This is a genomic window from Amycolatopsis alkalitolerans, assembly GCF_006152065.1.
GTDB classification, from domain to species: domain Bacteria; phylum Actinomycetota; class Actinomycetes; order Mycobacteriales; family Pseudonocardiaceae; genus Amycolatopsis_E; species Amycolatopsis_E alkalitolerans.
Genome location: NZ_VDFW01000040.1, coordinates 29,399 through 49,564 on the forward strand (window position 1 = coordinate 29,399; position 20,166 = coordinate 49,564).

Here is a 20,166-nt window from a genome sequence, read left to right on the forward strand (position 1 = left end):
CCCCGCGACCGCGCGCAAAGTTGTCGCACCCGCACGCCACGATGTCCGGGTGCCAGTAGACGCGTTCATCGACGAGTCCGGACGGGACCGCCGCTACTTCATCTGCGTCGCGATCATCGACCCGGCCGCACTCGCACCTGCGCGAAAGCGGTTGTCGGGATTGCTGCTGCCCGGCCAGCGAGAGCTGCATTTCAAGACGGAGAAACCACCTCGGAGGCGATTGCTCGCCGACCGGATCGCGGAACTGCCACTCGCGACGTTCATCTACGAAACCGGTCGCACGCCGAAGACCGAGGAACAGGACCGTCAAAGGTGCCTCGAACAGGTGGTGCACGACCTCGTCGAGCTGGATGCGCACCGAATGGTGCTGGACAGCCGCGATCATCGCGACAAGCACGACAGGGCGACGATCTACCGGGCGCTCGGCCAGAAAACCGACCTGACACACACGCACCTGAATTCGACATCCGCCCCGCTGCTGTGGATCCCCGATGCCGTGGCCTGGTGTTATGGCGCGGGCGGTGACTGGCGCCGCCGAGTCATGCCGATCGTGTCCAAGGTGATCAAGGTCCAGACAGCGCAAAGCCCGTGAGACGACCGTCCGGACGCGTCACGGGCTCACTTCTCGGCCCTAAGGGGGCCTCGCATCACCAAGCCTATCACTCCCGCCGGTGGGCCTGCCATGCCTTTCCGTACACCTCACGGTGCCGTTCAGCGCTCATGGCCCAGGAGAACTCCTTCGCCCGCCGCACGGCTGCTTCGGCCAGGTCCGCACATCGCGCCGGGTCGTCCAGGAGTTCCGAGAGGGCCGCCGCCACGTCGCCCGCGCCGACGCCGCAGTACGCCACCGCGTCACCACCGACCTCCGGCAAGGACAGCCGCCGCGTGGTCAGGACGCACGCACCGCAGGCCATGGCCTCCAGCACGGGCAGGCCGAACCCCTCCCCGAGGCTCGGGTACGCCACCAGCTCCGCCCCGCCAAGGAACCCGGCCAGCGTCTCGAACGGCAGGTACCCGGCCCGGATCACCCGCAGCCGCAGCGGCGCCGCCTCCAGGGCCTTCTCGACCTGCGTGTCCCAGCCCGGCTGGCCCGCGAGCACGAGCGCGGGCGGGTCCGGCCTGTGCTCGACCGCCTTCGCGAAACCGCGGATCAGGGCCGGCACGTTCTTCCGCGGCTCGAGCGCGCCGAGGAACGCGACGTACGGCGTGGTCTCCAGGCCGATCGCCGCGCGCGCCGCCTCGATCTCGGTGGCCGAGGGCGGGTGGAACCGCTCCACGTCCACGCCGTGTTCGATGATCTCCAGCGCCCGCGGCCGCGCCCGCGTCACGCGCATCAGCTCGTTCGCCGTCGCGCGGCTCGGCACGATGCACATCGTCGCTCGCCGCAGCGCCGCGGTCGTCCAACCGCGAAAGAACCGGGCCTTCACCGACGAGTGCAGCACGGCATCGGTGAAGAACGTCGCGTCGTGCAGGGTGACCACCGAAGCGGCCGGGCTGGCGAGCGGCATCGTGTAGTGCGGAGAGTGCACGACTTGGATGTTCAGCCGTCGCGCGAGCATCGGCAGCGTGGTCTGCTCCCACGCGAGCCGCGCCGTCCTGGTGACCGTGGACGGGCCCGCCGGCACGATGCGCGACCGGGGGGCGAGCCTCGCGTACAGCTCCGCGTCCCGCGGCTGGCACACCACGCTGACCGGGGCCCCGTCGGCGTCCAGCGCCTGCGCGAGGGAATCGACATAGCGACCTACTCCACCCCGGTCCGCGGGCACGGCGGTGGCATCGATCAGGACGCTCGGTTCGCCTCTTCCCACCCGTGCAGAGTACGACCGTTCGAAGTCCGTTTGGTCAGGAACTCACAATCTCGGCCGTTCGTGAATCGCCCAGACCGCCTCCGCCGCCCGCTCCCACGAGAATTCCGCGGCCCGTGCCCGGCCCGCCGCGACCAACTCGGGCCGCGGCGAGGAGAGCACCTCCCGCAGGGCCGCCGCCAGCGCCTTCGCGTCCCCGCGCGGGACGCAGACGCCCGCGCCCCCGGCGACTTCGACGAGGGCAGGCGCGTCCGAGTGCACGACGGGCACCCCGGCGGCCAGCGCTTCCAGCACGGGCAGGCCGAACCCCTCGGCGAGGCTCGGCGCCGCGAGCACGCCGGCCTGCCGCAGCACAGTCGCCAACTCGGCGTCCGGCAACCGGCCCAGCACCCGGACGTCGACGCCGTCGCGCCGCACCGAGACCCCGCCCCAGCCCGGCTGGCCGACCAGAACCAAAGGCACATCCAGCTCCGCCATCGCGTCGAGGAGCACGTCGACGCCCTTGCGCGGTTCGAGTGTGCCGACCGCGAGTACGTAACGTCCTGGCAGGTCGGGAACGTCAACGCCGGTCGCCAGCGCGGGCGCGACGCCGTGCCCGGCCACGTGCACCGGCACCCGCACCGGCACCCATCGGCGGAGGTCCTCGGCGACCGCCCGCGTCGGCACGACCAGCCCGCGTGCCCGCCGCGCCGCCCGCCGGATCATCGCCCGGTGCCAGGCGACGCCGCGCGGGGTCAGCGTCTCGGGATGGGTCCACGGCACGGTGTCGTGCACGGTCACCGAGACCCGCCCGCGCGGCGGCGCGAGGGGTGTCGTGGCGTGGACGGCATCGCCGCCCGGCCAGTACCGCAGCCCCAGCTGCCACGCGCCGACCAGCGCCCGGGGCGACAGCGGCAGCATCCGGACGCCCTCGACCCCCACGTCATGGCGGGCCACGACGCCGGTGACCTCCCAGCCGGGCGGGGCGGTGGCGGCCAGCGCGCGCAGCAGTTCGGCGGTGTAGCGGCCCGTCCCGCCGGGGACCGGCGCCAGCAGCTGCTCGGCGATGACCACGAGTTCCGGCACGAGCCGTATTGTGCTCGCCGTGACCGAGGTGAGCTCGACGGTGGTGGTCGTGACATGGCGCGGCGCCGGGCACATCACCGCCTGCCTCGACGCGCTGGCTGCCCAGGATCGTCCACATCGGACCCTGGTGGTGGACAACGCGTCCGACGACGGCACGGCACGGCTGCTCGCCGAGCACCCGTCGAAGCCGCAGGTCGTCCGCCTGCCCCGCAACGCCGGCTACGCGGGCGCGATGGCGGCGGCGCTGTCGCTTGTGGACACCCCGCTGATGGCCTGGCTCAACGACGACGCCGTACCGGATCCGGCGTGGCTCGGCACGCTGGAGGACGCGCTCGGCACCGCGGCCGCCGCGAGCGCCCGGCTCGATCGGCCGGACGGCGCGCCGCAGTCTGTCGGCGTCCGGCTCACCGCGGACGGTTACGGCGCGGACGCGCTCGGCGAACCCGTGTTCGGCTTCTGCGGGGGCGCCGCGCTTGTGCGCACCGGCATCCTGCGTGCCGTCGGGGGCGTCCCGGCGAGCTTCTTCTGCTACTACGAGGACACCGACACGGCGTGGCGGCTGCGCCTTGCCGGGCACGAAATTCTCGCCGTCCCCGCGGCGCGTGTGACCCACCGTCACGGAGTGAGCACTCAACCGGGTTCACCGCGGTTTCACCGGTGGAACGAACGCAACCGGCTGCTCATGCTCCTGCGGTGCGCGCCCGCCGCCGTCGCCGCCCGCGAACTGGCGCGGTTCGCCGCGATCACGGCCGCCCTCCCGCTGCGCCGTAACCCACCGCGCGCCGGGAACTTCCGCCTGTCCCTGCGTGCTCGGGTGCTCGCCGAAGTGCTGCTCAGGCTGCCCGCCACCCTCCGTGCCCGCCGCCGGATCGGCCGGTTCGCCACCATCGGACGAGGGCAGGTCTGGCGAAACTGGACACCTCGCTAGTCTCTCCCCAGCATCAAGTCGAGCTGGAGGGCGCGCGGTGACCCAGGGGGCGACACCTTTACCGCTGGTCTCGGTGATCGTGGTGAACTACCGCGGCGCCGAGGACACGATCACGTGCCTGCGCGCGCTCGCGCGGGACCTCGACTACCCGCGGCTCGAGGTCATCTGCGTCGACAACGCCTCCGGCGGCGACGATGCCGTGCGCATCAAGGCGGCGGCGCCGGACGTGCGCCTGATCGAAGCGCCCGAGAACCTCGGTTTCGCCGGCGGCTGCAATCTCGGCGCCCAGCAGGCCGAGGGCAGCGTGCTCGCGTTCCTCAACAACGACGCCCGCCCGGACGCGCGGTGGGCGCGCGCGGCGGTCGAAGCGCTGGCCGCGGACCCGACGGTCGCCGCCGTGGCGAGCAAGGTCGTCGACTGGGACGGCACCGGCGCCGATTTCGTCGACGCGGGCCTGACCTGGTTCGGCATGGGCTACAAGCGGCACGCGGGCGGCCCGCTGGCCGAGCTGCCCGCCGCCGAGCACGAGGTCGCCAAGGACGTGCTCTTCGCGACCGGCTCCGCGATGTTCGTCCGGGCGAGCGTGTTCGCCGAGCTCGGCGGATTCGACGAGCGGTTCTTCATGTTCTACGAGGACGTCGACCTCGGCTGGCGGCTGAACCTGCGCGGCTGGCGCGTGCGGTACGTGCCCGGCTCGCTCGCCTACCACCGCCACCACGGCACGATGTCCGAAGTGGACGCTCCGGAGACGGGCCGCGAGACGTTCCTGCTGGAACGCAACGCGCTCGCCGCGCTGTACAAGAACGTCTCCGACCAGGCCCTCGCGCGGGTCCTGCCCGCGGCGCTCGCGCTCACGATCCGGCGCGCCACCGCGCGCGGCGAACTGGACGCGACCCAGCTCGACCTGGGTCGCGGCGTCGGCCCGATCGACACGGCGCCGGTCGAGATCCCGCGCACCACGCTTGCCGGCGTACTCGCGGTGGACCAGTTCGTCGAGCTCCTGCCTTCGCTCGCCGAGTCCCGCGAAGCCGAGCAGGCCGCCAGGGTGCGCACCGACGGCGATCTGATTCCCCTGCTGCGCAAGGCGTTGGAACCCGCGTACCCGTTACCTCGCTACCTCGCCGCGCACGAGATCCTGGTCGAGGCGTTCGGTGTCGAAAGTGTTTTCGGGCAGCGGCGCAAGGTCCTCGTCATCACCGGCGACGCGATCACCGACCGGATGGCCGGGCCCGCGATCCGCGCCTGGAACATCGCCTCGATCCTCGCGCCGGAACACGACGTCCGGCTGGTCACGGTCAATCCGCTGGCCACTCCCCCGCCCGCACCGTTCCCGGTCAGCGCCGCCCGCAAGCGCGACCTGACCGAGCCGATCGAGTGGGCCGACATCGTGGTCCTGCAGGGTCATGTGCTGGAAATGGCGCCGGCGCTGAAGGAATCGCACAAGCTCGTCGTCTGCGACCTCTACGACCCGATGCACCTGGAGCTGCTCGAACAGGGCAAGAGCGCGCCGGACGACCAGCGCGCGGCGGATCTCGTCGGGATCACGAAGGTACTGGACGCGCAGCTCGAACGCGGCGACTTCTTCCTGTGCGCCTCCGAGCGGCAGCGGCATTTCTGGCTCGGCCACCTCGCCGCGCTCGGCCGGCTCACGCCCCGGCTCTACGACGCCGATCCGACCACGCAGTCACTGCTTTCGGTCGTCCCGTTCGGACTTCCGGCCGAGCCGCCCGTGCGCACCGCCCCCGGCCTGCGCGCGACCCTCGACGGTATCGCCGAGACCGACCACGTCGTGCTGTGGGCCGGCGGGGTGTACAGCTGGTTCGACCCGCTCACCCTGGTCGGCGCGATCGACCGGCTGCGTAAGCGGCAGCCGGACGCCCGCCTGGTGTTCCTCGGGATGAAGCATCCGAACCCCGAGGTCGCCGAAATGGACATCGGCGCGCGGACCGTGCGGCTGGCCGACCGGCTCGGCCTCACCGGGAAGCACGTGTTCTTCAACGAGCACTGGGTGCCCTACGGCGAGCGGCAGAACTGGCTGCTCGACGCGGACTGCGGGGTCACCACGCATTTCGAGCACGTCGAGACCACGTTCGCGTTCCGCACCCGCGTGCTCGACTACCTGTGGGCGGGGCTGCCGATCGTCACCACCGACGGCGACGCGTTCGCCGACCTGGTTCGTGAGGAGCGGCTGGGCGTGGTGGTCCCGGCCGAGGACGAGCAAGCCCTTGCGGACGCGCTCGAACGCGCGATGTACGACGAGGAGTTCGCCGCCGGATGCAAGGAACGCATCGCGAAGGTGGCGCAGCGATACGCCTGGCCGGAGGCCCTCGCCCCACTCGTCCGGTACTGCCGGGATCCGCGCCCGGCCGCCGACCGGCTGCCCGGCGCGGGTGATCTCGTGGTCACGGATCCCTTGCGGGGTACGGAACTCGTCCGGCGAGACCTGGCGCTGGTGCGGGAGTACCTCGCCGACGGCGGCCCGAAGGAGCTTGCCCGCCGCGTGGCCGGCCGGTTGAAGAAAGTGGCGCGCGGCCGTGCCTGACCGACCACTGAGAGTCCTGCTCGACGGAACTCCCTTGCTGGGTGACCGGACGGGCATCGGCCGCTACACCGCTTCGCTGGCCGAGGAGCTGGCGTCACGGTCCGATGTGGACACTCGGATCGTCGCGTTCACCCTGCGCGGCTGGCGCCGCCTGCGGCACGTGCTGCCGCACGGCGCCCGCGCGCGCGGCACCCCGGTCGCCGCCCGGCTGCTGCGCAAGGCCTGGCTGCGCTCCTCGTTTCCGCCGGTCGAACTGTTCGCGGGGCTCACGGACGTGGTGCACGGCACCAATTTCGTACTGCCCAGGGCGTTGCGTGCGGCCGGTGTACTCACCATCCACGACCTCGCGTTCCTCGACGCGCCCGAGGAGCTGCCGCCCAGCGACCGGGAACTGCCCGAACTGGTGCGCCAGGGCGCGGCGCAGGCGAGGGTCATCTGCACGCCGACCGCCGCGGTCGCCGACGCGGTCGCGGAGCGGCTGAGCGTGCCGCGCGAGAAGGTCGAAGTCACGCCACTCGGGGTCGACGCGGCGTGGTTCACCGGTCGGCCGCCGAGCGACGAGATGCGCGCCAGGCTCCGACTACCGTCCGAATACCTGCTGTTCGTGGGCGCGGCCGGCCCGCGCAAGGGACTCGACTGGCTGCTGAAGGCGCATGCGGCCGACCCGTCGCTGCCGCCCGTGGTGCTCGCCGGCCCCGGCCCAGCGTGGGTTTCCGGGCGGGCCCAGCACACCGGCTATCTGTCCGAAGTGGACCTGCGGAACGTGGTCGCGGGCGCGTCGGCGCTCGTCCTGCCTTCTCGCGACGAGGGCTTCGGGCTGCCCGTGCTCGAGGCGCTGGCTTGCGACGTACCTGTGGTGTGCACGGATATCCCGGCGCTGCGGGAAATCTCGGGCGGCTACACACGTCTCGTGCCCTACCACGACGTCGAAGCGCTCACCGAGGCGCTGGGGCAGGCCGTCACCGAGCCCCGCGTCGCATCGATGTCCGTCGAACGCCGCGCGCACGCCGCCGGCTTCACCTGGCGCCGGTGCGCCGACGCGACCGTCGCCGCCTACCGGCGCGCCGCCGCGAAGTAGGCCGCGAGCGCCTCGCGCCACGGGCGCAGCGGCGTCAACCCGGAGTCCGCCCAGGACTTGTTCGACAGCACCGAATAGGCGGGCCGCGGCGCAGGGCGCGGGAACTCCTCCGTGGTACAGGGGCTGACGCGTGCCGGATCCGCCCCCAGCTCCTCGAAGATCGCCCTGGCGAACCCGAACCAGGTCGTCTCACCGCCGCCCGTGCAGTGCAGCACACGCCGGGCGGGCCCACCGGTCTCCACAATGGACTCGCCGAGCTCGATCAGGCCCGCGGCGAGATCTGCCGACCAGGTCGGCGATCCGTGCTGGTCATCCACAACGGACACCGTCTCGCGCTCGCCCTCCAGGCGCACCATGGTCTTCACGAAGTTCGCCCCGGTCGCCCCGTACACCCACGAGGTGCGCACGATCCACGACTGAGCACCCGAGCCGAGTACCGCGTCCTCCCCCGCCGCCTTCGTGCGGCCGTACGCGGTGCGCGGGCCCACGGGGTCTTCGGGCTCGTATGGCCGGTCCGCGTCACCGGGGAACACGTAGTCGGTCGATACGTGCACGAGCGGCACACGCCGTGAGGAGCATGCCGCGGCGAGCACGCGGGGACCGTCCACATTGACCGCGAACGCGCGCCGCTCGTCGGTCTCGGCGGCGTCGACGGCTGTGTACGCGGCGGCATTGACGACCAGTGGCTGGTGCCCCGCGGCACGCGCGCGTTCGGCGAGCTCGACGACGGCGGCCACGACCGCGCCCGTGCTGGTCAGATCCAGCTCCGCCGACCCGGGCGCGACGATCTCCAGGGACGGGGACGAAAGCGCGGCGAGATCGCGGCCGAGCTGGCCCGTCCCGCCGGGCACCAGCACACTCAGCATCTGCGAATCACTTCCCTATCAGCGCGGCCCTGTTCTTGAGCGGTTCCCACCACGAACGATGCTCGCGGTACCACCGCACAGTGTCGGCCAAACCCTGCTCGAACGGAACCTCTGCCCGGTACCCCAGCTCGGTGCTGATCTTCGTGATGTCCACCGAATACCGCCGGTCGTGGCCGAGCCGGTCCGGCACCTGCTCGACCCGGTCCCAGTCCGCGCCGAGCGCCGCGAGCAGCCGCTCGGTCAGCTCGCGGTTGGCCAGCTCAGTGCCGCCGCCGATGTTGTAGATCTCGCCAGGCCTGCCGCCGTCGGCCACCAGCTGGATCCCGCGGCAGTGATCGTCCACATGCAGCCAGTCACGGACGTTCAGCCCGTCACCGTAGAGCGGGACCTTCGCCCCGTCGAGCAGGTTCGTCACGAACAGGGGGATGACCTTCTCCGGGAACTGGTACGGCCCGTAGTTGTTCGAGCACCGGGTCACGCACACCGGCAACCCGTGCGTGCGATGGAACGCGCGGGCCAGGAGATCCGAAGACGCTTTCGAGGCCGAGTAGGGGGAATTCGGCTCCAGCACGTGGTCCTCGCGCCACGAGCCCTCGGCGATCGTGCCGTACACCTCGTCGGTGGACACGTGCACGAACTTGCCGACCCCCGCGCCCAGCGCGGCCTGCAACAGCGTCTGCGTGCCGAGCACGTTGGTCAGCACGAAGTCCGCCGAGCCGACAATCGAGCGGTCCACATGCGACTCGGCGGCGAAATGCACCACCAGATCGACCCCGCTCATCACCTCCGCCACGAGCGCACCGTCGCAGATATCCCCTTGCACGAAACGGAAACGCTCGCCGTCCTCGACCGGCGCGAGGTTGGCCCGGTTCCCCGCGTACGTCAGCTTGTCGAGCACCACGATCTCGGCGCCGGCCAGCGCCGGATACGCGCCCAACATCGCCTGCCGCACGTAATGCGATCCGATGAAACCCGCTCCCCCGGTCACCAGCACCCGCATGGTCGCCCTCCAGCACACTCGGCCTACCCGACCGGGGCAACGTAACGCAGCCCGGAAACGTCCCTACAGAGGGAACAGTAATCTGGAACCATTCACACTGGGCCGGGAGGAGCAAGCGTGACCGACGGGGTGAGCACCCGCCAGGACACTCCAGAAGAACCCGCCTGGCCGCCGCCTCCTATCCCCGCACCGCGGCGGCGCAAACCCTGGTTCGGCGTGTTCGCGCTGCGGGGCGGCAAGGCGATCGTCAGCCTCTTCTCGGTCGCCGTCCTCGCCGCGACGTGGTACGCCTGGCAGTTCATCGGTGACCCGAACGAGGGCCTCGCCACCAGCCAGGTGTTCGACGACAACCAGTTGCACGCGGTCCCGCTCGACGGAGCGGTCGACATCCTGCTGGTCGGGATGGACAGCCGCACCGACGCGCAGGGCAACCCGCTGCCCCGCGAGGTGCTGGACATGCTGCACGCCGGGAAGGCCGACGGCCCGAAGAACACCGACACGATGATCCTCGTGCACATCCCGCAGAACGGCCGGCGCGCGGTCGCCATCTCGTTCCCGCGTGATTCGTGGGTGCAACTCGCCGGCGGGTACGGCAAGCACAAGCTCAACAGCGCCTTCGTCTACGCCTACAACGACAGGTTCCAGCAGCTGCTGAGCGATGGCACGGACGTGCGGGAGGCCGACCGGCAGGCCGACGTCGCCGGCCGTCGCAACCTCATCGCGACGCTCGAGAACCTCATGGGCAAGCCCGGCATGATCGACCGGTATGCCGAGGTGAACCTCGCGAGCTTCTACGAGGTCACGAAGGCGCTCGGCGGGATCGAGGTGTGCCTGAAGGGGCCGGTGCACGAGCCAAAGTCCGGGGTCGACCTGCCGGGGGGCCACCAGACGATCGAGGGCGCACAGGCGCTCGCGTTCGTCCGGCAGCGCTACGACCTGCCGAACGGCGACCTGGACCGCATCGCCCGCCAGCAGGCCTTCCTGTCCGGGATCGCCCGGAAGGTGCTTTCACGCGACGTGCTGGCGAACCCGGCGAAGGCCGGGAACGTGATCAACGCCGTGAAGAAGTCCGTGGTGCTCTCGAACAACTGGGACCTGGTGCAGTTCGCCGCCCAGATGCGCGGGCTCAACAGTGGCAATGTCGAGTTCCACACCATCCCGGTGGCCGGTGCCGCCACGATCGGCGGCGCCGACGTGCTGCGCGTCGACCCGGCGCAGGTGCACGACTTCGTCGGCGGGTTCACCGGCGATCGCGGCTCCGCGACGCCGAACTCGGCGCCCAGCACGCCGAGTCCGACATCCGCGCCACCGAGTTCGGCCAAACGGACGAGTACCTCCACCAGCACGCCGCCGGCGTCCACGACGAGCGCCGCGCCGCCCATCACCGGTGGTGAACTCGCCTGCGTCAACTGAACGCGGTGCCTTACTGTGCCGTGTCCGCCTACTTTCGGTCGGATTAGTAACCTGTCACGGAACAGGGAGCAGGGGGAGACACCGGTTTGGACCAGGACGACGAGGCGACGGAGCGGCCGAAGCCGACGCCTTACCCACGCACGGCGCCCGCCGGACCGCCGCCGCGCAGGCGTTCGGTCCCGCGCACAGTGGGCATGACGGTGCTCGGCCTGCTGTCGGTGATCGCGCTCGTGGCCACCGGCTACGCCTACCTGACGTATCACCAGGCGCAGGGCGACCTGCACACGTCGGACGTGCTCGCCGAACCGGACACGCCCGATGTCAAGGCGCCGCCTGCCGACGACGGCGCGGAGGACATCCTGCTGGTCGGCGTCGACTCGCGGACCGACATGCAGGGCAACCCGCTGCCGCTGTCGGTGCTGAAGACGCTGCGCACCGAGCAGACCACGGGGATCAACACCGACACCTTGATCATCCTCCGGGTGCCGAAGAACGGCGGGAAGCCGACCGCCATCTCCATCCCGCGCGACACCTATGTCGACGTGCCCGGCGGCGGCCAGGCGAAGATCAACTCCGTGTTCGGCGTCGCGAAGGCGGCCGACGCGGCCAGACTGCGCGCGTCGGGGATGCGCGACCAGGCGGCGGTCGAGCGGGACTCGGACGACGCGGGCCGCAGGGCACTGGTCCAGACCATTCAGAATCTCACGCAGGTGCGCATCGACCACTACGCCGAGGTGAACCTGTTCGGGTTCTACCTGATCACCGAGGCACTCGGCGGGGTCCAGGTGTGCCTCAGCCACGCGACCCAGGACAAGGACTCCGGCGCCGACTTCAGCGCGGGCCTGCACACCGTCACCGGCGGGGAGGCACTTTCCTTCGTGCGCCAGCGGAAGAACCTGCCCCGCGGTGACCTCGACCGGATCGTGCGGCAGCAGACGTTCCTGGGCTCCGCGCTGCACAAGGTGCTCTCCGCCGGGGTGCTGACGAACCCGGGCAAGCTCAGCCAGCTGACCGACGCGCTGCGCAGGTCGCTTGTCCTCGATCCCGGTTTCGACCTGCTGCAGTTCGCGGACAAGGCGAAGGGGCTCGCGTCCGGCGACGTGAGCTTCGAGACGATCCCGGTGATCACGATCAACGGGCGCAGCCCCGACGGGCAGAGCATCGTCGAAGTGGACCCGAAGGCGGTGCAGCAGTTCATCGCCGGCCTGGCCGGGCGCACGGGCGGCGGCGGCGCGGCGGCCGGCGGTGTCGCTCCGGCGGCGTACTACCTGCAGGCCAGCATCGACGGCGTGCCGTGCGTGAACTAGCGCCCCGGGCACCCCGAGCCAAGCTCACCCGAGTCCGCTGAACTAGTTTGGGCTTCGTGAGCCTGACTGAGCACCTCCTCCGCGGCCTGTCGCCGTCGCGCCCGCTGATCACGCACTACGACGACGCGGCGGGCACCCGGGTCGAACTGTCGGTCGCGACGGTGACGAACTGGGCGGCCAAGACCGCGAACTGGCTGGTCGAGGAGTTCGACGTGGAGCCGGGCGATGCGGTGGCCGTGCGGTTGCCCGCGCACTGGCAGACCGCGGGGGTGCTGCTCGGCGCATGGTGGTGCGGGGCGCAAGTCGTCTCGCAGGCCGACGACGCACGGGTCACCTTCGTCGGGCCCGGCTCGCTCGTGTCCGGTGTCACGGCGGTGGTCGCGCTCGACCCGATGGGTCGGGGTCTCGCCTCACCACCTCCGGACGGGGCGCTCGACTACCTCGCCGAGGCGCGGTCGGCCGGCGACGACTTCTCCCCCCTGACGCCGATCTCCGGCGACACGCCCGCGCTCGCGGGGTCCACAGTGGACGAGGTGCTCGCCCGCGTCGACACCGTCGAGCCCGGCGCACGTGTGCTGTCCACAGTGGAATGGACCGTGCCGGACGGGGTGTTGCACGGATTCGTCTCGCCGCTTGCCGCCGGGGCGCACCTGGTGCAGGTGTCGAACCCGGACCCGGCGAAACTGGCCGATCACCGGCGGGCCGAACGCACGACGGCCGATCTTTAGGCGTCGCGGGTCAGGATGATCGGTTCGTGGCGATGATGAGTGCGCTGGCGGCCAGTGGGGGTAGCGCCCACAGTGCCGTGGTGAGGTAGCCGTTCTGGGTGGGGAGCATGGCGCCGTCCGGGGTGGTGGCGGCGAGCAGGAATCCGGCGAGTGCGCTGCCGATGCTCATTCCGATGCTGCGGGCGATCTGGTTGATCGAGAGCACGCTGGCTGTTTCTCTATGGGGCACCCCGACGAGGACGAGCCTGGGCATCACCGCGAAGACGCCTCCGACGCCGAAGCCGAGTAGGGCGATCGCGGCGAGGACGGCGGTGAGCGACTGGCTGGCGGCGGCGAACAGCAGTGCGCTGGCGACGGCGATCACGATCGAGAGCGCGTATGTCCAGGGTTCGGTGATGCGCGCGATGAGACGCGGCACCGCTTTTCCTGCGACGAATCCGAGCAGAGAGAACGGGATCAGCGCCGCACCCGCGGCGACACCCGGGAGTGCGAATCCGTAGTGGGCGACGGCGGGGGTCTGCACGTAGCGGGTGAACAGGCTGAACAGCAGGTACAAACCTGTCCCGGCCACGAGTACCGCCAGGTTCGCGCGCAGGACATGCCCTTGACCGAGCAGCCGCAGGTCCACCAATGGCGTTGTGGTGCGCAGTTCGATGAACGCCCACAGGGCCAGGACCAGGGCGGAGCCGGCCAGGAGGCCACCGGCCAGCCACGCCGTCACCCAGATCGAGGGGTCGGCGATGACCACGAGGAACCCGAGGGTGCCGAGCGCGAGGAGCAGGGCGCCGGTGACGTCGATCCGGGGCAGCTTCCCAGCCGCCTCGATGGGCAGTGTCCGCCAGGCGATGACCAGCGCGGCCGCGGACAGGAGGAGGCCGAACCCGTATGCGGCGCGTAGGCCTGCGAGTTGGTCGAGAAGGCTGATCGCCGGGTAGCCGACGCCGATGCCGACTGTCGTCGCGACCGATAACGCGGCGATCGTCGATGCCGAGCGCTCGAGTGGCAGGTGCGTGCGGGCGACACTCATCAGCAGCGCGCCGACCGCGACCGCGAGCCCCTGCAAGCCGCGTCCGATCAACAACGCCGCGAACGGAAGCGGAAGTACCGTCAGCAGCCCACCCGCCATGACCAGGGCCAGGGTGGCCAAGATCGTGACACGGCGGTACGGGCCACTGCCGAGCCTGCCCAGGACCGGGCCCGCGATCGCGCCGCTGAACAGCGTCACCGTCAAGGTCCACTGCGCGGCGTCCAGGGACACGTGCATGCCCGTGGCGACCGGGGTGATGAGGGGCGCTCCGACGCTGCCGATCACCGCTCCCGACAGCGCCGTGCACACCAGCGCGGCGCTCAGCCGTCCGGCCGGCCGGGTGGAGAGTCCGTCGCGGGTGCTCATCGGTTCAGCCACGCGTGACAAGTTACCAGTTACTAACTACTAAACCGGTGGGTTGTCCGCGTGATGACCGAGGGTTCAGGCGTCGGCGGGTTTCTCGATCAGGAACACAAGTGCGATGACGCCCGCGAGGAACCACCAGGCGTCGGCGTTGGCGGCGGCCGCGACGATGCCCAGGAGGATCGCCGCGAACGCCAGAATGGGGGTGGCATCCTTCGCCATGGCTCCAGGGTGCCGTATGTGCCATGGGACGGCCGTGTGAAAACCCGCTTATGGTGCATTCGTGACCACCACGGAAAAGATCCGCCGCTGGGCGCTGGCGCTGCCCGGCGTCGAGGAGGCCAGCCACTTCCGGTTCCACGTCCCGGTGTTCAAGCAGGCCCCGAAGCGGCTCGTCGCGGCTTTCGATGCCTGAGCCGGATTGGCCGGTGCGCTACGCGGATTGGCGACGGCGTCGCCCGCTCCGGCCTGGCACCGAGGACCTGTTCGTCCCGCCGACGCCCGTCGCCGCCTTCGCCTGCCGTTACGACGGACCACGGGTGACGCCGGGGATGGGCCTCGGTGGGCAAGGTGGCACCATGCTCCGCACCCGGCACGGCCGGGTCGATGACGCCGATCTGGTGCGTCTGGTGGACGATCTGAACCGGGCGAAGCGCGGGGTGATGCGGTGCCCGTTCAATCCATGGTCGGTCGTGGTGCTGCACTTCGATTACGGCGAGGGACCGCCTGCCGAGATCGTCATGGGCGTCGTCGGCTGCTTCAACGCCACGAACGGCACGCGAGATGCGATCGTGCCGCGGCTGAAACTGCCGGAGGTGGTTGTCCCGTACACCTAGCGCGGTGCGCGACCGGAGTTCCGGGCTGTGGCAAGCTTTCCCGCCATGGCGATCAGCAAACGGTGGACGATGGGGGCGGCGGCCATGGTACTGATGACCGGGGTGGCGGCCTGCCACGTCCCCGGCGCAGGCTCACCCACAACGCCTGCCAGCAGCGCGGCGGGTCCGGTGAAGACCTCCGGCTGCCACATCCGGACCGAGAACCGGCAACCGTTGCCAGATCCGTCCTGCACGCCCGGCGCGACCAACCCCGCCGTCACCCAAGCGGACATCCGCTCCACCGTCTGCCGGTCCGGCTGGACGAAGACGGTCCGGCCGCCCGAGTCGTACACGGAGAAACTGAAGCGCCAAGGGATCAACGGGTATGGCGACAGCGACCGGAATCTCGGCGACTACGAGGAAGACCACCTGATCTCCCTGGAACTCGGCGGCGCACCCTCGGACCCGCGGAATCTGTGGCCTGAGCCAGGCAGCAGTCCCAACGCGAAGGACAAGGTCGAGAACGCGCTGCACCGCGCCGTGTGCGACGGCAAGATCACCCTCGCCGCGGCCCAGCACACCATCGCCGCCGACTGGACCACCGCGGAAACCAGCCTCGGGCTCGGCTGAACCGGGCGAGCGTCAGAATTCAGCCCTTCAGCAGCGCCCGCGCCATCACCATGCGCTGGATCTGGTTCGTCCCCTCATAGATCTGGGTGATCTTCGCGTCGCGCATCATGCGTTCGACCGGGAAGTCGCGGGTGTAACCGGCGCCGCCGAACAGTTGGACGGCGTCTGTGGTCACCGACATCGCCACATCGCTCGCGTAGGTCTTCGCCGCCGAGGCCATGAAGCCCGCGCGCTCGTCGCCGCGCTCGGAAGCCGCCGCGGAGGCGTACACCAGATGGCGCGCGGCCTCGATCTTCGTGCCCATGTCGGCCAGCATGAACTGGACGCCCTGGAACTCACCGATCGCCTTGCCGAACTGCTTGCGCTCCTTCACGTACGCGACCGCAGCCTCCAGCGCGCCCTGCGCGATGCCCAGCGCCTGCGCGCCGATCGTCGGGCGGGTGTGGTCCAGCGTGGCCAGCGCGGTCTTCAGACCGCTGCCCGGCTCACCGATGATCCGATCCGCAGGGATCGTGCAGTTCTCGAAGTAGATCTCCCGCGTCGGTGAGCCCTTGATGCCGAGCTTGCGCTCCTTCGGCCCCACCGAGAAGCCCGGGTCGTCCTTGTGCACCACGAACGCCGAGATCCCGTTCGACTTCTTCGGCGCGTCCGGATCGGTCACCGCCATCACGGTGTACCAGGTCGACTCGCCGGCGTTGGTGATCCACGCCTTCGTGCCGTTCAGCACCCACGCGTCGCCCTCCAACCGCGCGCGGGTGCGCATCGACGCCGTGTCCGAACCGGCTTCGCGCTCCGAGAGCCCGTACGAGGCCGAGGCGCCCGCGGCTATCTCGGGCAGCACCAGCTTCTTCAGCTCTTCCGACGCCGACAGGATGATCGGCTGCGTGCCCAGCTTGTTCACCGCCGGGATCAGCGAAGCCGACGCATCGACCCGCGCGACCTCCTCGATCACGATGCACGCCGCGATCGCGTCCGCGCCCTGGCCGTCGTACTCCTCGGGGATGTGCACCGCCGAGAACCCGGCCTTCACGAGCGCGTCCCGCGCCTCGACCGGATACCGCTCCTGCTCGTCCACCTCGGCCGCCTGCGGGGCGATCTCCTTCTCCGCCAGCGCGCGCACGGCGGCGCGCAGCTCCTCATGCTCTTCGGGCAGCTGGTACAGGCCCGGACCGTCAGACACCGGTGTCACCCTCCTCGCGGCAAGACTTCTCCGTCAGGTTAGCGCTCGTTCACAGGCCACTCTTGTGTCCTTGGCCGCACTCGAAGCTTATGGTGGAGTGATGCCGATCACCATCCCGGATGAAATGCCCGCTTCGCTCGAGTACCCCGAAGTCCCCGTAGGCGCGATCGTCGCCGGCGCCGCCGCGCGCTGGGGCGAACGCGTCGCCTACCGCCACCACGACCAGCACCTGAGCTTCGCCGAGGTGTACCGCGCAGCCTGCCGGTTCGCCAACGCCCTGCGCGCGAACGGCATCGAACCCGGTGACACCGTCGCGATCCACGCCCCCAACTGCCTCGCCTACCCCGTCGCGTACTTCGGGATCCTGCTCGCCGGCGCCACCTTCACCCCCGCGAACCCGCTGCTGCCGCCCGCCGACCTCGCGGCGCAGCTCAGCGACTCGGGCGCGGTCGCGGCGATCAGCATCGGCAAGGCCGCGCAAGCGCTTGCGGCGATCCGGCAGCACACCCCGGTGCGCCTCGTCGTCACCATCGGCGAGGACTTCGACGAGTTCCACGCCGGGCAACCGGAAACCCGTCCGGACGTGGGGATCGACGTGCGCACCCGGCTCGCGCACCTCGCGTACACCGGTGGCACAACGGGCCGGTCGAAGGGTGTCGAACTGCCACACCGCAACGTGGTGGTCAACTCGCTGCAGTACGCCTGCTGGGGCAGCGGGTGCGTACCCGCGCTCGACGCCGGCGGAAACCTGACGCTCGACCAGATCGGCAGCGAGGACGAGTGGCCGGGGCGGCTGGGCACCGGGACCGGCATCAACCTCACGCCGTGGTTTCACGCGATGGGCACGATCGGCGGGCTCAACGTGCCGATGCTGACCGGCACGACGATCGCGCTCCAGGACGGCTTCGACCCGGTCCGATACCTCGCCGACGCCGAACGCCTGCGGATAACGACGATCGGTGGCGCGCCCGCGCTGTTCGCCGCGCTGCTGGCGTGCCCGGACTTCCACACCCGGGACCTGTCGTCCGTGCGCTCCCTCAGTTCCGGCGCGGCGCCGATGCCGCACGAGATGATCCGGGCGCTCCGGCGCCGGTTCCCGGACGCCGTGATCAGCGAAGGCTACGGGCTCACCGAAGTGACCATGGGCGCCACCAGCGGCCCGACTTCCGCTTCCGGGACCCGGAAACCGGGCACGGTCGGGGTGCCGGTGTTCGACACGGAGGTGAAGATCGTGCCCGCGGAAGGCGGTGAGGAGCCGGTGCCCGCGGGTGAGCAGGGCGAAGTGTGCATCCGCGGCCCGCAGGTGATGATCGGCTATCACAACCGCCCGGCGGAGACCGCCGCCGCGCTCGTCGGCGGATGGCTGCACACCGGCGACATCGGCGTGCTCGACGAGGACGGTTATCTGTCCATTGTGGATCGTAAGAAGGACATGCTGCTGTACAAGGGATACAACGTGTACCCGCGGGAGCTGGAGGAGCTGCTGCTGGCGCAGCCCGGCGTGCGGTCGGCCGCGGTGGTCGGGCGCAAGCGGGCGGACGTCGGGGAGCTGCCGGTGGCGTTCGTCGTCCGCGCCGACGAGGAGGTGACCGACGAGATCCTGCTGACCGCGGTGAACGAGAACGTGCTGCCCTACAAGCGGATCCGGGAACTGTACTTCGTGGACGAGATCCCGGTTTCCGCCGCGGGGAAGATACTGAAGCGGGAGCTACGACAGCTTCTCACGTAGCGCGGAGTCCTTGTCCAGCACGAGCTTTTCCAGCTCCGATTGGAAGGTGGCCATGCGCTCGCGTAGCGCCGGGTCGTGGGCGGCCAGGATACGGACCGCCAGCAGCCCGGCGTTGCGCGCGCCGCCGATCGAGACCGTCGCCACGGGTACCCCCGCCGGCATCTGCACGATCGAGAGCAGGGAGTCCATGCCGTCGAGGTACTTCAGCGGCACGGGCACGCCGATCACCGGCAGCACCGTCGCCGAGGCGACCATGCCCGGCAGATGGGCGGCGCCACCGGCGCCCGCGATGATCACCTTGAGCCCCCGGCCGGCGGCCGAGGACGCATAGTCGAGCATCCGCTGCGGGGTCCGGTGCGCCGAGTACACGCCGACCTCGTAGGGCACGCCGAACTCGTCCAGCGCCTGCCCGGCGGCCTCCAGCGTCGGCCAGTCCGAATCGCTGCCCATGATCACGCCCACGTCGGGCGCCGCTGAGCTCACGATCACTCCTTACTGTGCATGTCCATGGATGTCGTAGCCGTCGAGCCATTCCGCATGCGACAGCCAGTGCGCGGCCAGCTTCGCACGCGAGCGCAGCTCGTCCATCTCGCGGCCGGTGAAGTTGACGTGCCCGAGCTTGCGCCCCGACCGCTCCGCCTTGCCGTACAGGTGCACGCGCGCGTCCGGGAACCGCGCGAACAGGTGGTGCAGCCGCTCGTCCGGCCCCATCTCGGGCAGCTCCGGCGCACCGAGCACATTCGCCATCACCGTCGGCGCGACCAGCTCCGTCGAGCCCAGCGGGTAGTCCAGCACCGCCCGCAGATGCTGCTCGAACTGCGAGGTCCGCGAGCCGTCCATGGTCCAGTGGCCGGAGTTGTGCGGCCGCATCGCAAGCTCGTTGACGATCAGCCCGCCGTCGCTGTCGAACAGTTCGACCGCGAGCACGCCGACCACGCCCAGCGCGTCCGCGATGCGCAGCGCGAGATCCTGCGCCTCGTGGACCTTCCGCGCGGTCAGGCCCGGGGCCGGGGCGAGCACCTCGGTGTTGATCCCGTCGGACTGCACGGTCTCGACCACCGGCCAGGCCGCGCCCTGCCCGAACGGCGAGCGGGCCACGAGCGCGCACAGCTCGCGCCGCATCTCCACGCGCCGCTCGACCATCAGCGGGGTGCCCGCGGCGAGCAGTTCGGGCACGAGCTCACGGGCCTCGACGTCGGAACCGAGCATCCACACGCCCTTGCCGTCGTAGCCGCCGCTGGCCGCCTTCAGCACGACCGGCCACGAATGCTCGGCGCCGAACTTCAGCACGTCGTCCACTTCGGACACCTCGGCGAACGGCGGGCACGGGTAGTCCTCGGCCGCCAGCCGCTCCCGCATGATCAGCTTGTTCTGCGCGAAGGCCAGCGCGTCCGGGCCCGGCCGGATCGGGATGTCGGTGTTCATCGCGATCGCGAGCAGGTGTTCACCGGGTACGTGCTCATGGTCGAAGGTCAGCACGTCGACCGTCTTCGCGAAGGCCAGCAACGCTTCGAAGTCCGTGTGCTGCCCGATCGTCACGTCGGGGGTGACCATGGCCGCGGCGTCGTCCGGATCCGGCGCCAGCACCCGCAGCGACTGGCCGAGCGCGATCGCCGCCTGATGGGTCATCCTGGCGAGCTGGCCGCCGCCCACCATGCCGACTACGGGAAGACCGGTACGAGGATCCACG

20 protein-coding genes are annotated in these 20,166 nt (G+C 70.6%); 11 read left to right on the top strand and 9 right to left on the bottom strand.

The annotated features are described in order from the left end of the window. Positions 1 to 49 precede the first annotated feature (49 nt). Positions 50 to 592 (top strand): DUF3800 domain-containing protein, encoded by a 543-nt coding sequence (locus FG385_RS30150; RefSeq protein ID WP_139100198.1) that lies wholly within the window; start codon positions 50 to 52, stop codon positions 590 to 592. 67 nt (positions 593 to 659) lie between these two features. On the opposite strand, the gene FG385_RS30155 is transcribed toward FG385_RS30150, so the two are convergent. Beyond that, a complete protein-coding gene (locus FG385_RS30155) occupies positions 660 to 1,808 on the bottom strand; it encodes a glycosyltransferase family 4 protein (protein ID WP_139100199.1) in 1,149 nt (382 codons plus the stop codon). Between the two features lie 42 nt (positions 1,809 to 1,850). Then, positions 1,851 to 2,870, bottom strand: coding sequence for a glycosyltransferase family 4 protein (locus FG385_RS30160; RefSeq protein WP_139100200.1), 1,020 nt, complete (start codon positions 2,868 to 2,870; stop codon positions 1,851 to 1,853). Here FG385_RS30160 and FG385_RS30165 point away from each other — a divergent pair. Genes FG385_RS30165 through FG385_RS30175 form a run of 3 tightly spaced genes read left to right on the top strand, consistent with a single transcriptional unit; the run spans position 2,851 to position 7,418 of the window. Next, positions 2,851 to 3,798 (top strand): glycosyltransferase family 2 protein, encoded by a 948-nt coding sequence (locus FG385_RS30165; RefSeq protein ID WP_139100201.1) that lies wholly within the window; start codon positions 2,851 to 2,853, stop codon positions 3,796 to 3,798. The two genes, FG385_RS30160 and FG385_RS30165, sit on opposite strands and share 20 nt — an antisense overlap. Before the next feature lie 37 nt (positions 3,799 to 3,835). Next, positions 3,836 to 6,340 (top strand): glycosyltransferase, encoded by a 2,505-nt coding sequence (locus FG385_RS30170; RefSeq protein WP_139100202.1) that lies wholly within the window; start codon positions 3,836 to 3,838, stop codon positions 6,338 to 6,340. After that, positions 6,333 to 7,418, top strand: a complete 1,086-nt coding sequence (locus FG385_RS30175; RefSeq protein ID WP_139100203.1) for a glycosyltransferase family 4 protein — start codon at positions 6,333 to 6,335, stop codon at positions 7,416 to 7,418. Before FG385_RS30170 ends, FG385_RS30175 begins: the two co-directional genes overlap by 8 nt. Here FG385_RS30175 and rfbD read toward each other — a convergent pair. Continuing rightward, positions 7,394 to 8,284, bottom strand: coding sequence for a dTDP-4-dehydrorhamnose reductase (rfbD, locus tag FG385_RS30180; RefSeq protein ID WP_139100204.1), 891 nt, complete (start codon positions 8,282 to 8,284; stop codon positions 7,394 to 7,396). The two genes, FG385_RS30175 and rfbD, sit on opposite strands and share 25 nt — an antisense overlap. A 7-nt stretch (positions 8,285 to 8,291) precedes the next feature. Beyond that, positions 8,292 to 9,284, bottom strand: a complete 993-nt coding sequence (gene rfbB / locus FG385_RS30185; protein WP_139100205.1) for a dTDP-glucose 4,6-dehydratase — start codon at positions 9,282 to 9,284, stop codon at positions 8,292 to 8,294. A gap of 117 nt (positions 9,285 to 9,401) precedes the next feature. Here rfbB and FG385_RS30190 point away from each other — a divergent pair, with 117 nt between their 5' ends. From FG385_RS30190 to FG385_RS30200, 3 genes are all read left to right on the top strand, one after another. Beyond that, positions 9,402 to 10,697 (top strand): LCP family protein, encoded by a 1,296-nt coding sequence (locus FG385_RS30190; protein WP_139100206.1) that lies wholly within the window; start codon positions 9,402 to 9,404, stop codon positions 10,695 to 10,697. Between the two features lie 86 nt (positions 10,698 to 10,783). After that, positions 10,784 to 12,004 carry an LCP family protein gene (locus FG385_RS30195; protein ID WP_407645570.1) on the top strand — a complete coding sequence of 407 codons (1,221 nt, stop codon included), beginning with the start codon at positions 10,784 to 10,786 and terminating at the stop codon, positions 12,002 to 12,004. A gap of 56 nt (positions 12,005 to 12,060) precedes the next feature. Beyond that, complete coding sequence (locus FG385_RS30200) at positions 12,061 to 12,732, top strand: TIGR03089 family protein (protein WP_139100207.1); 672 nt, start codon at positions 12,061 to 12,063, stop codon at positions 12,730 to 12,732. A 10-nt stretch (positions 12,733 to 12,742) separates the two neighbouring features. Here FG385_RS30200 and FG385_RS30205 read toward each other — a convergent pair whose 3' ends face one another. Continuing rightward, positions 12,743 to 14,137, bottom strand: a complete 1,395-nt coding sequence (locus FG385_RS30205) for an MFS transporter (RefSeq protein WP_235022879.1) — start codon at positions 14,135 to 14,137, stop codon at positions 12,743 to 12,745. 63 nt (positions 14,138 to 14,200) lie between these two features. Further along, positions 14,201 to 14,344: a hypothetical protein gene (locus FG385_RS34110; RefSeq protein WP_160148921.1), complete on the bottom strand. Its 144-nt coding sequence runs from the start codon at positions 14,342 to 14,344 to the stop codon at positions 14,201 to 14,203. Between the two features lie 61 nt (positions 14,345 to 14,405). Here FG385_RS34110 and FG385_RS35365 point away from each other — a divergent pair, with 61 nt between their 5' ends. Genes FG385_RS35365 through FG385_RS30215 form a run of 3 tightly spaced genes read left to right on the top strand, consistent with a single transcriptional unit; the run spans position 14,406 to position 15,567 of the window. Then, on the top strand, positions 14,406 to 14,537 hold the full coding sequence (locus FG385_RS35365; RefSeq protein ID WP_268815957.1) for a hypothetical protein: 132 nt from the start codon (positions 14,406 to 14,408) through the stop codon (positions 14,535 to 14,537). 13 nt (positions 14,538 to 14,550) lie between these two features. Then, entirely contained in the window at positions 14,551 to 14,958 is a 408-nt protein-coding gene (locus FG385_RS30210; RefSeq protein WP_139100208.1) for a hypothetical protein, read from the top strand. A gap of 45 nt (positions 14,959 to 15,003) precedes the next feature. After that, positions 15,004 to 15,567, top strand: a complete 564-nt coding sequence (locus tag FG385_RS30215) for a hypothetical protein (protein ID WP_139100209.1) — start codon at positions 15,004 to 15,006, stop codon at positions 15,565 to 15,567. Positions 15,568 to 15,586: 19 nt separating this feature from the next. Here the strand turns inward: FG385_RS30215 and FG385_RS30220 are convergent, their stop codons facing one another. Beyond that, entirely contained in the window at positions 15,587 to 16,756 is a 1,170-nt protein-coding gene (locus FG385_RS30220) for an acyl-CoA dehydrogenase family protein (protein WP_200834732.1), read from the bottom strand. Between the two features lie 91 nt (positions 16,757 to 16,847). Between FG385_RS30220 and FG385_RS30225 the strand changes: the two genes are divergently transcribed. Beyond that, on the top strand, positions 16,848 to 18,476 hold the full coding sequence (locus tag FG385_RS30225) for a class I adenylate-forming enzyme family protein (protein WP_139100211.1): 1,629 nt from the start codon (positions 16,848 to 16,850) through the stop codon (positions 18,474 to 18,476). On the opposite strand, the gene purE is transcribed toward FG385_RS30225, so the two are convergent. Next, positions 18,456 to 18,926 carry a 5-(carboxyamino)imidazole ribonucleotide mutase gene (gene purE / locus FG385_RS30230; RefSeq protein ID WP_139100223.1) on the bottom strand — a complete coding sequence of 157 codons (471 nt, stop codon included), beginning with the start codon at positions 18,924 to 18,926 and terminating at the stop codon, positions 18,456 to 18,458. The genes FG385_RS30225 and purE overlap by 21 nt on opposite strands. Positions 18,927 to 18,968: 42 nt before the next feature. Then, positions 18,969 to 20,165 (bottom strand): 5-(carboxyamino)imidazole ribonucleotide synthase, encoded by a 1,197-nt coding sequence (locus tag FG385_RS30235; RefSeq protein ID WP_139100212.1) that lies wholly within the window; start codon positions 20,163 to 20,165, stop codon positions 18,969 to 18,971. Position 20,166 lies beyond the last annotated feature (1 nt).

What these genes read in the sequence shown, in the direction of transcription:
- FG385_RS30225 (WP_139100211.1), top strand. Translation starts at nt 16,848, where the DNA reads ATGCCGATCACCATCCCGGATGAAATGCCCGCTTCGCTCGAGTACCCC.
- rfbD (WP_139100204.1), bottom strand. Translation starts at nt 8,284, where the DNA reads ATGCTGAGTGTGCTGGTGCCCGGCGGGACGGGCCAGCTCGGCCGCGAT.
- rfbB (WP_139100205.1), bottom strand. Translation starts at nt 9,284, where the DNA reads ATGCGGGTGCTGGTGACCGGGGGAGCGGGTTTCATCGGATCGCATTAC.
- FG385_RS34110 (WP_160148921.1), bottom strand. Translation starts at nt 14,344, where the DNA reads ATGGCGAAGGATGCCACCCCCATTCTGGCGTTCGCGGCGATCCTCCTG.
- purE (WP_139100223.1), bottom strand. Translation starts at nt 18,926, where the DNA reads ATGGGCAGCGATTCGGACTGGCCGACGCTGGAGGCCGCCGGGCAGGCG.
- FG385_RS30165 (WP_139100201.1), top strand. Translation starts at nt 2,851, where the DNA reads ATGACCACGAGTTCCGGCACGAGCCGTATTGTGCTCGCCGTGACCGAG.
- FG385_RS30215 (WP_139100209.1), top strand. Translation starts at nt 15,004, where the DNA reads ATGGCGATCAGCAAACGGTGGACGATGGGGGCGGCGGCCATGGTACTG.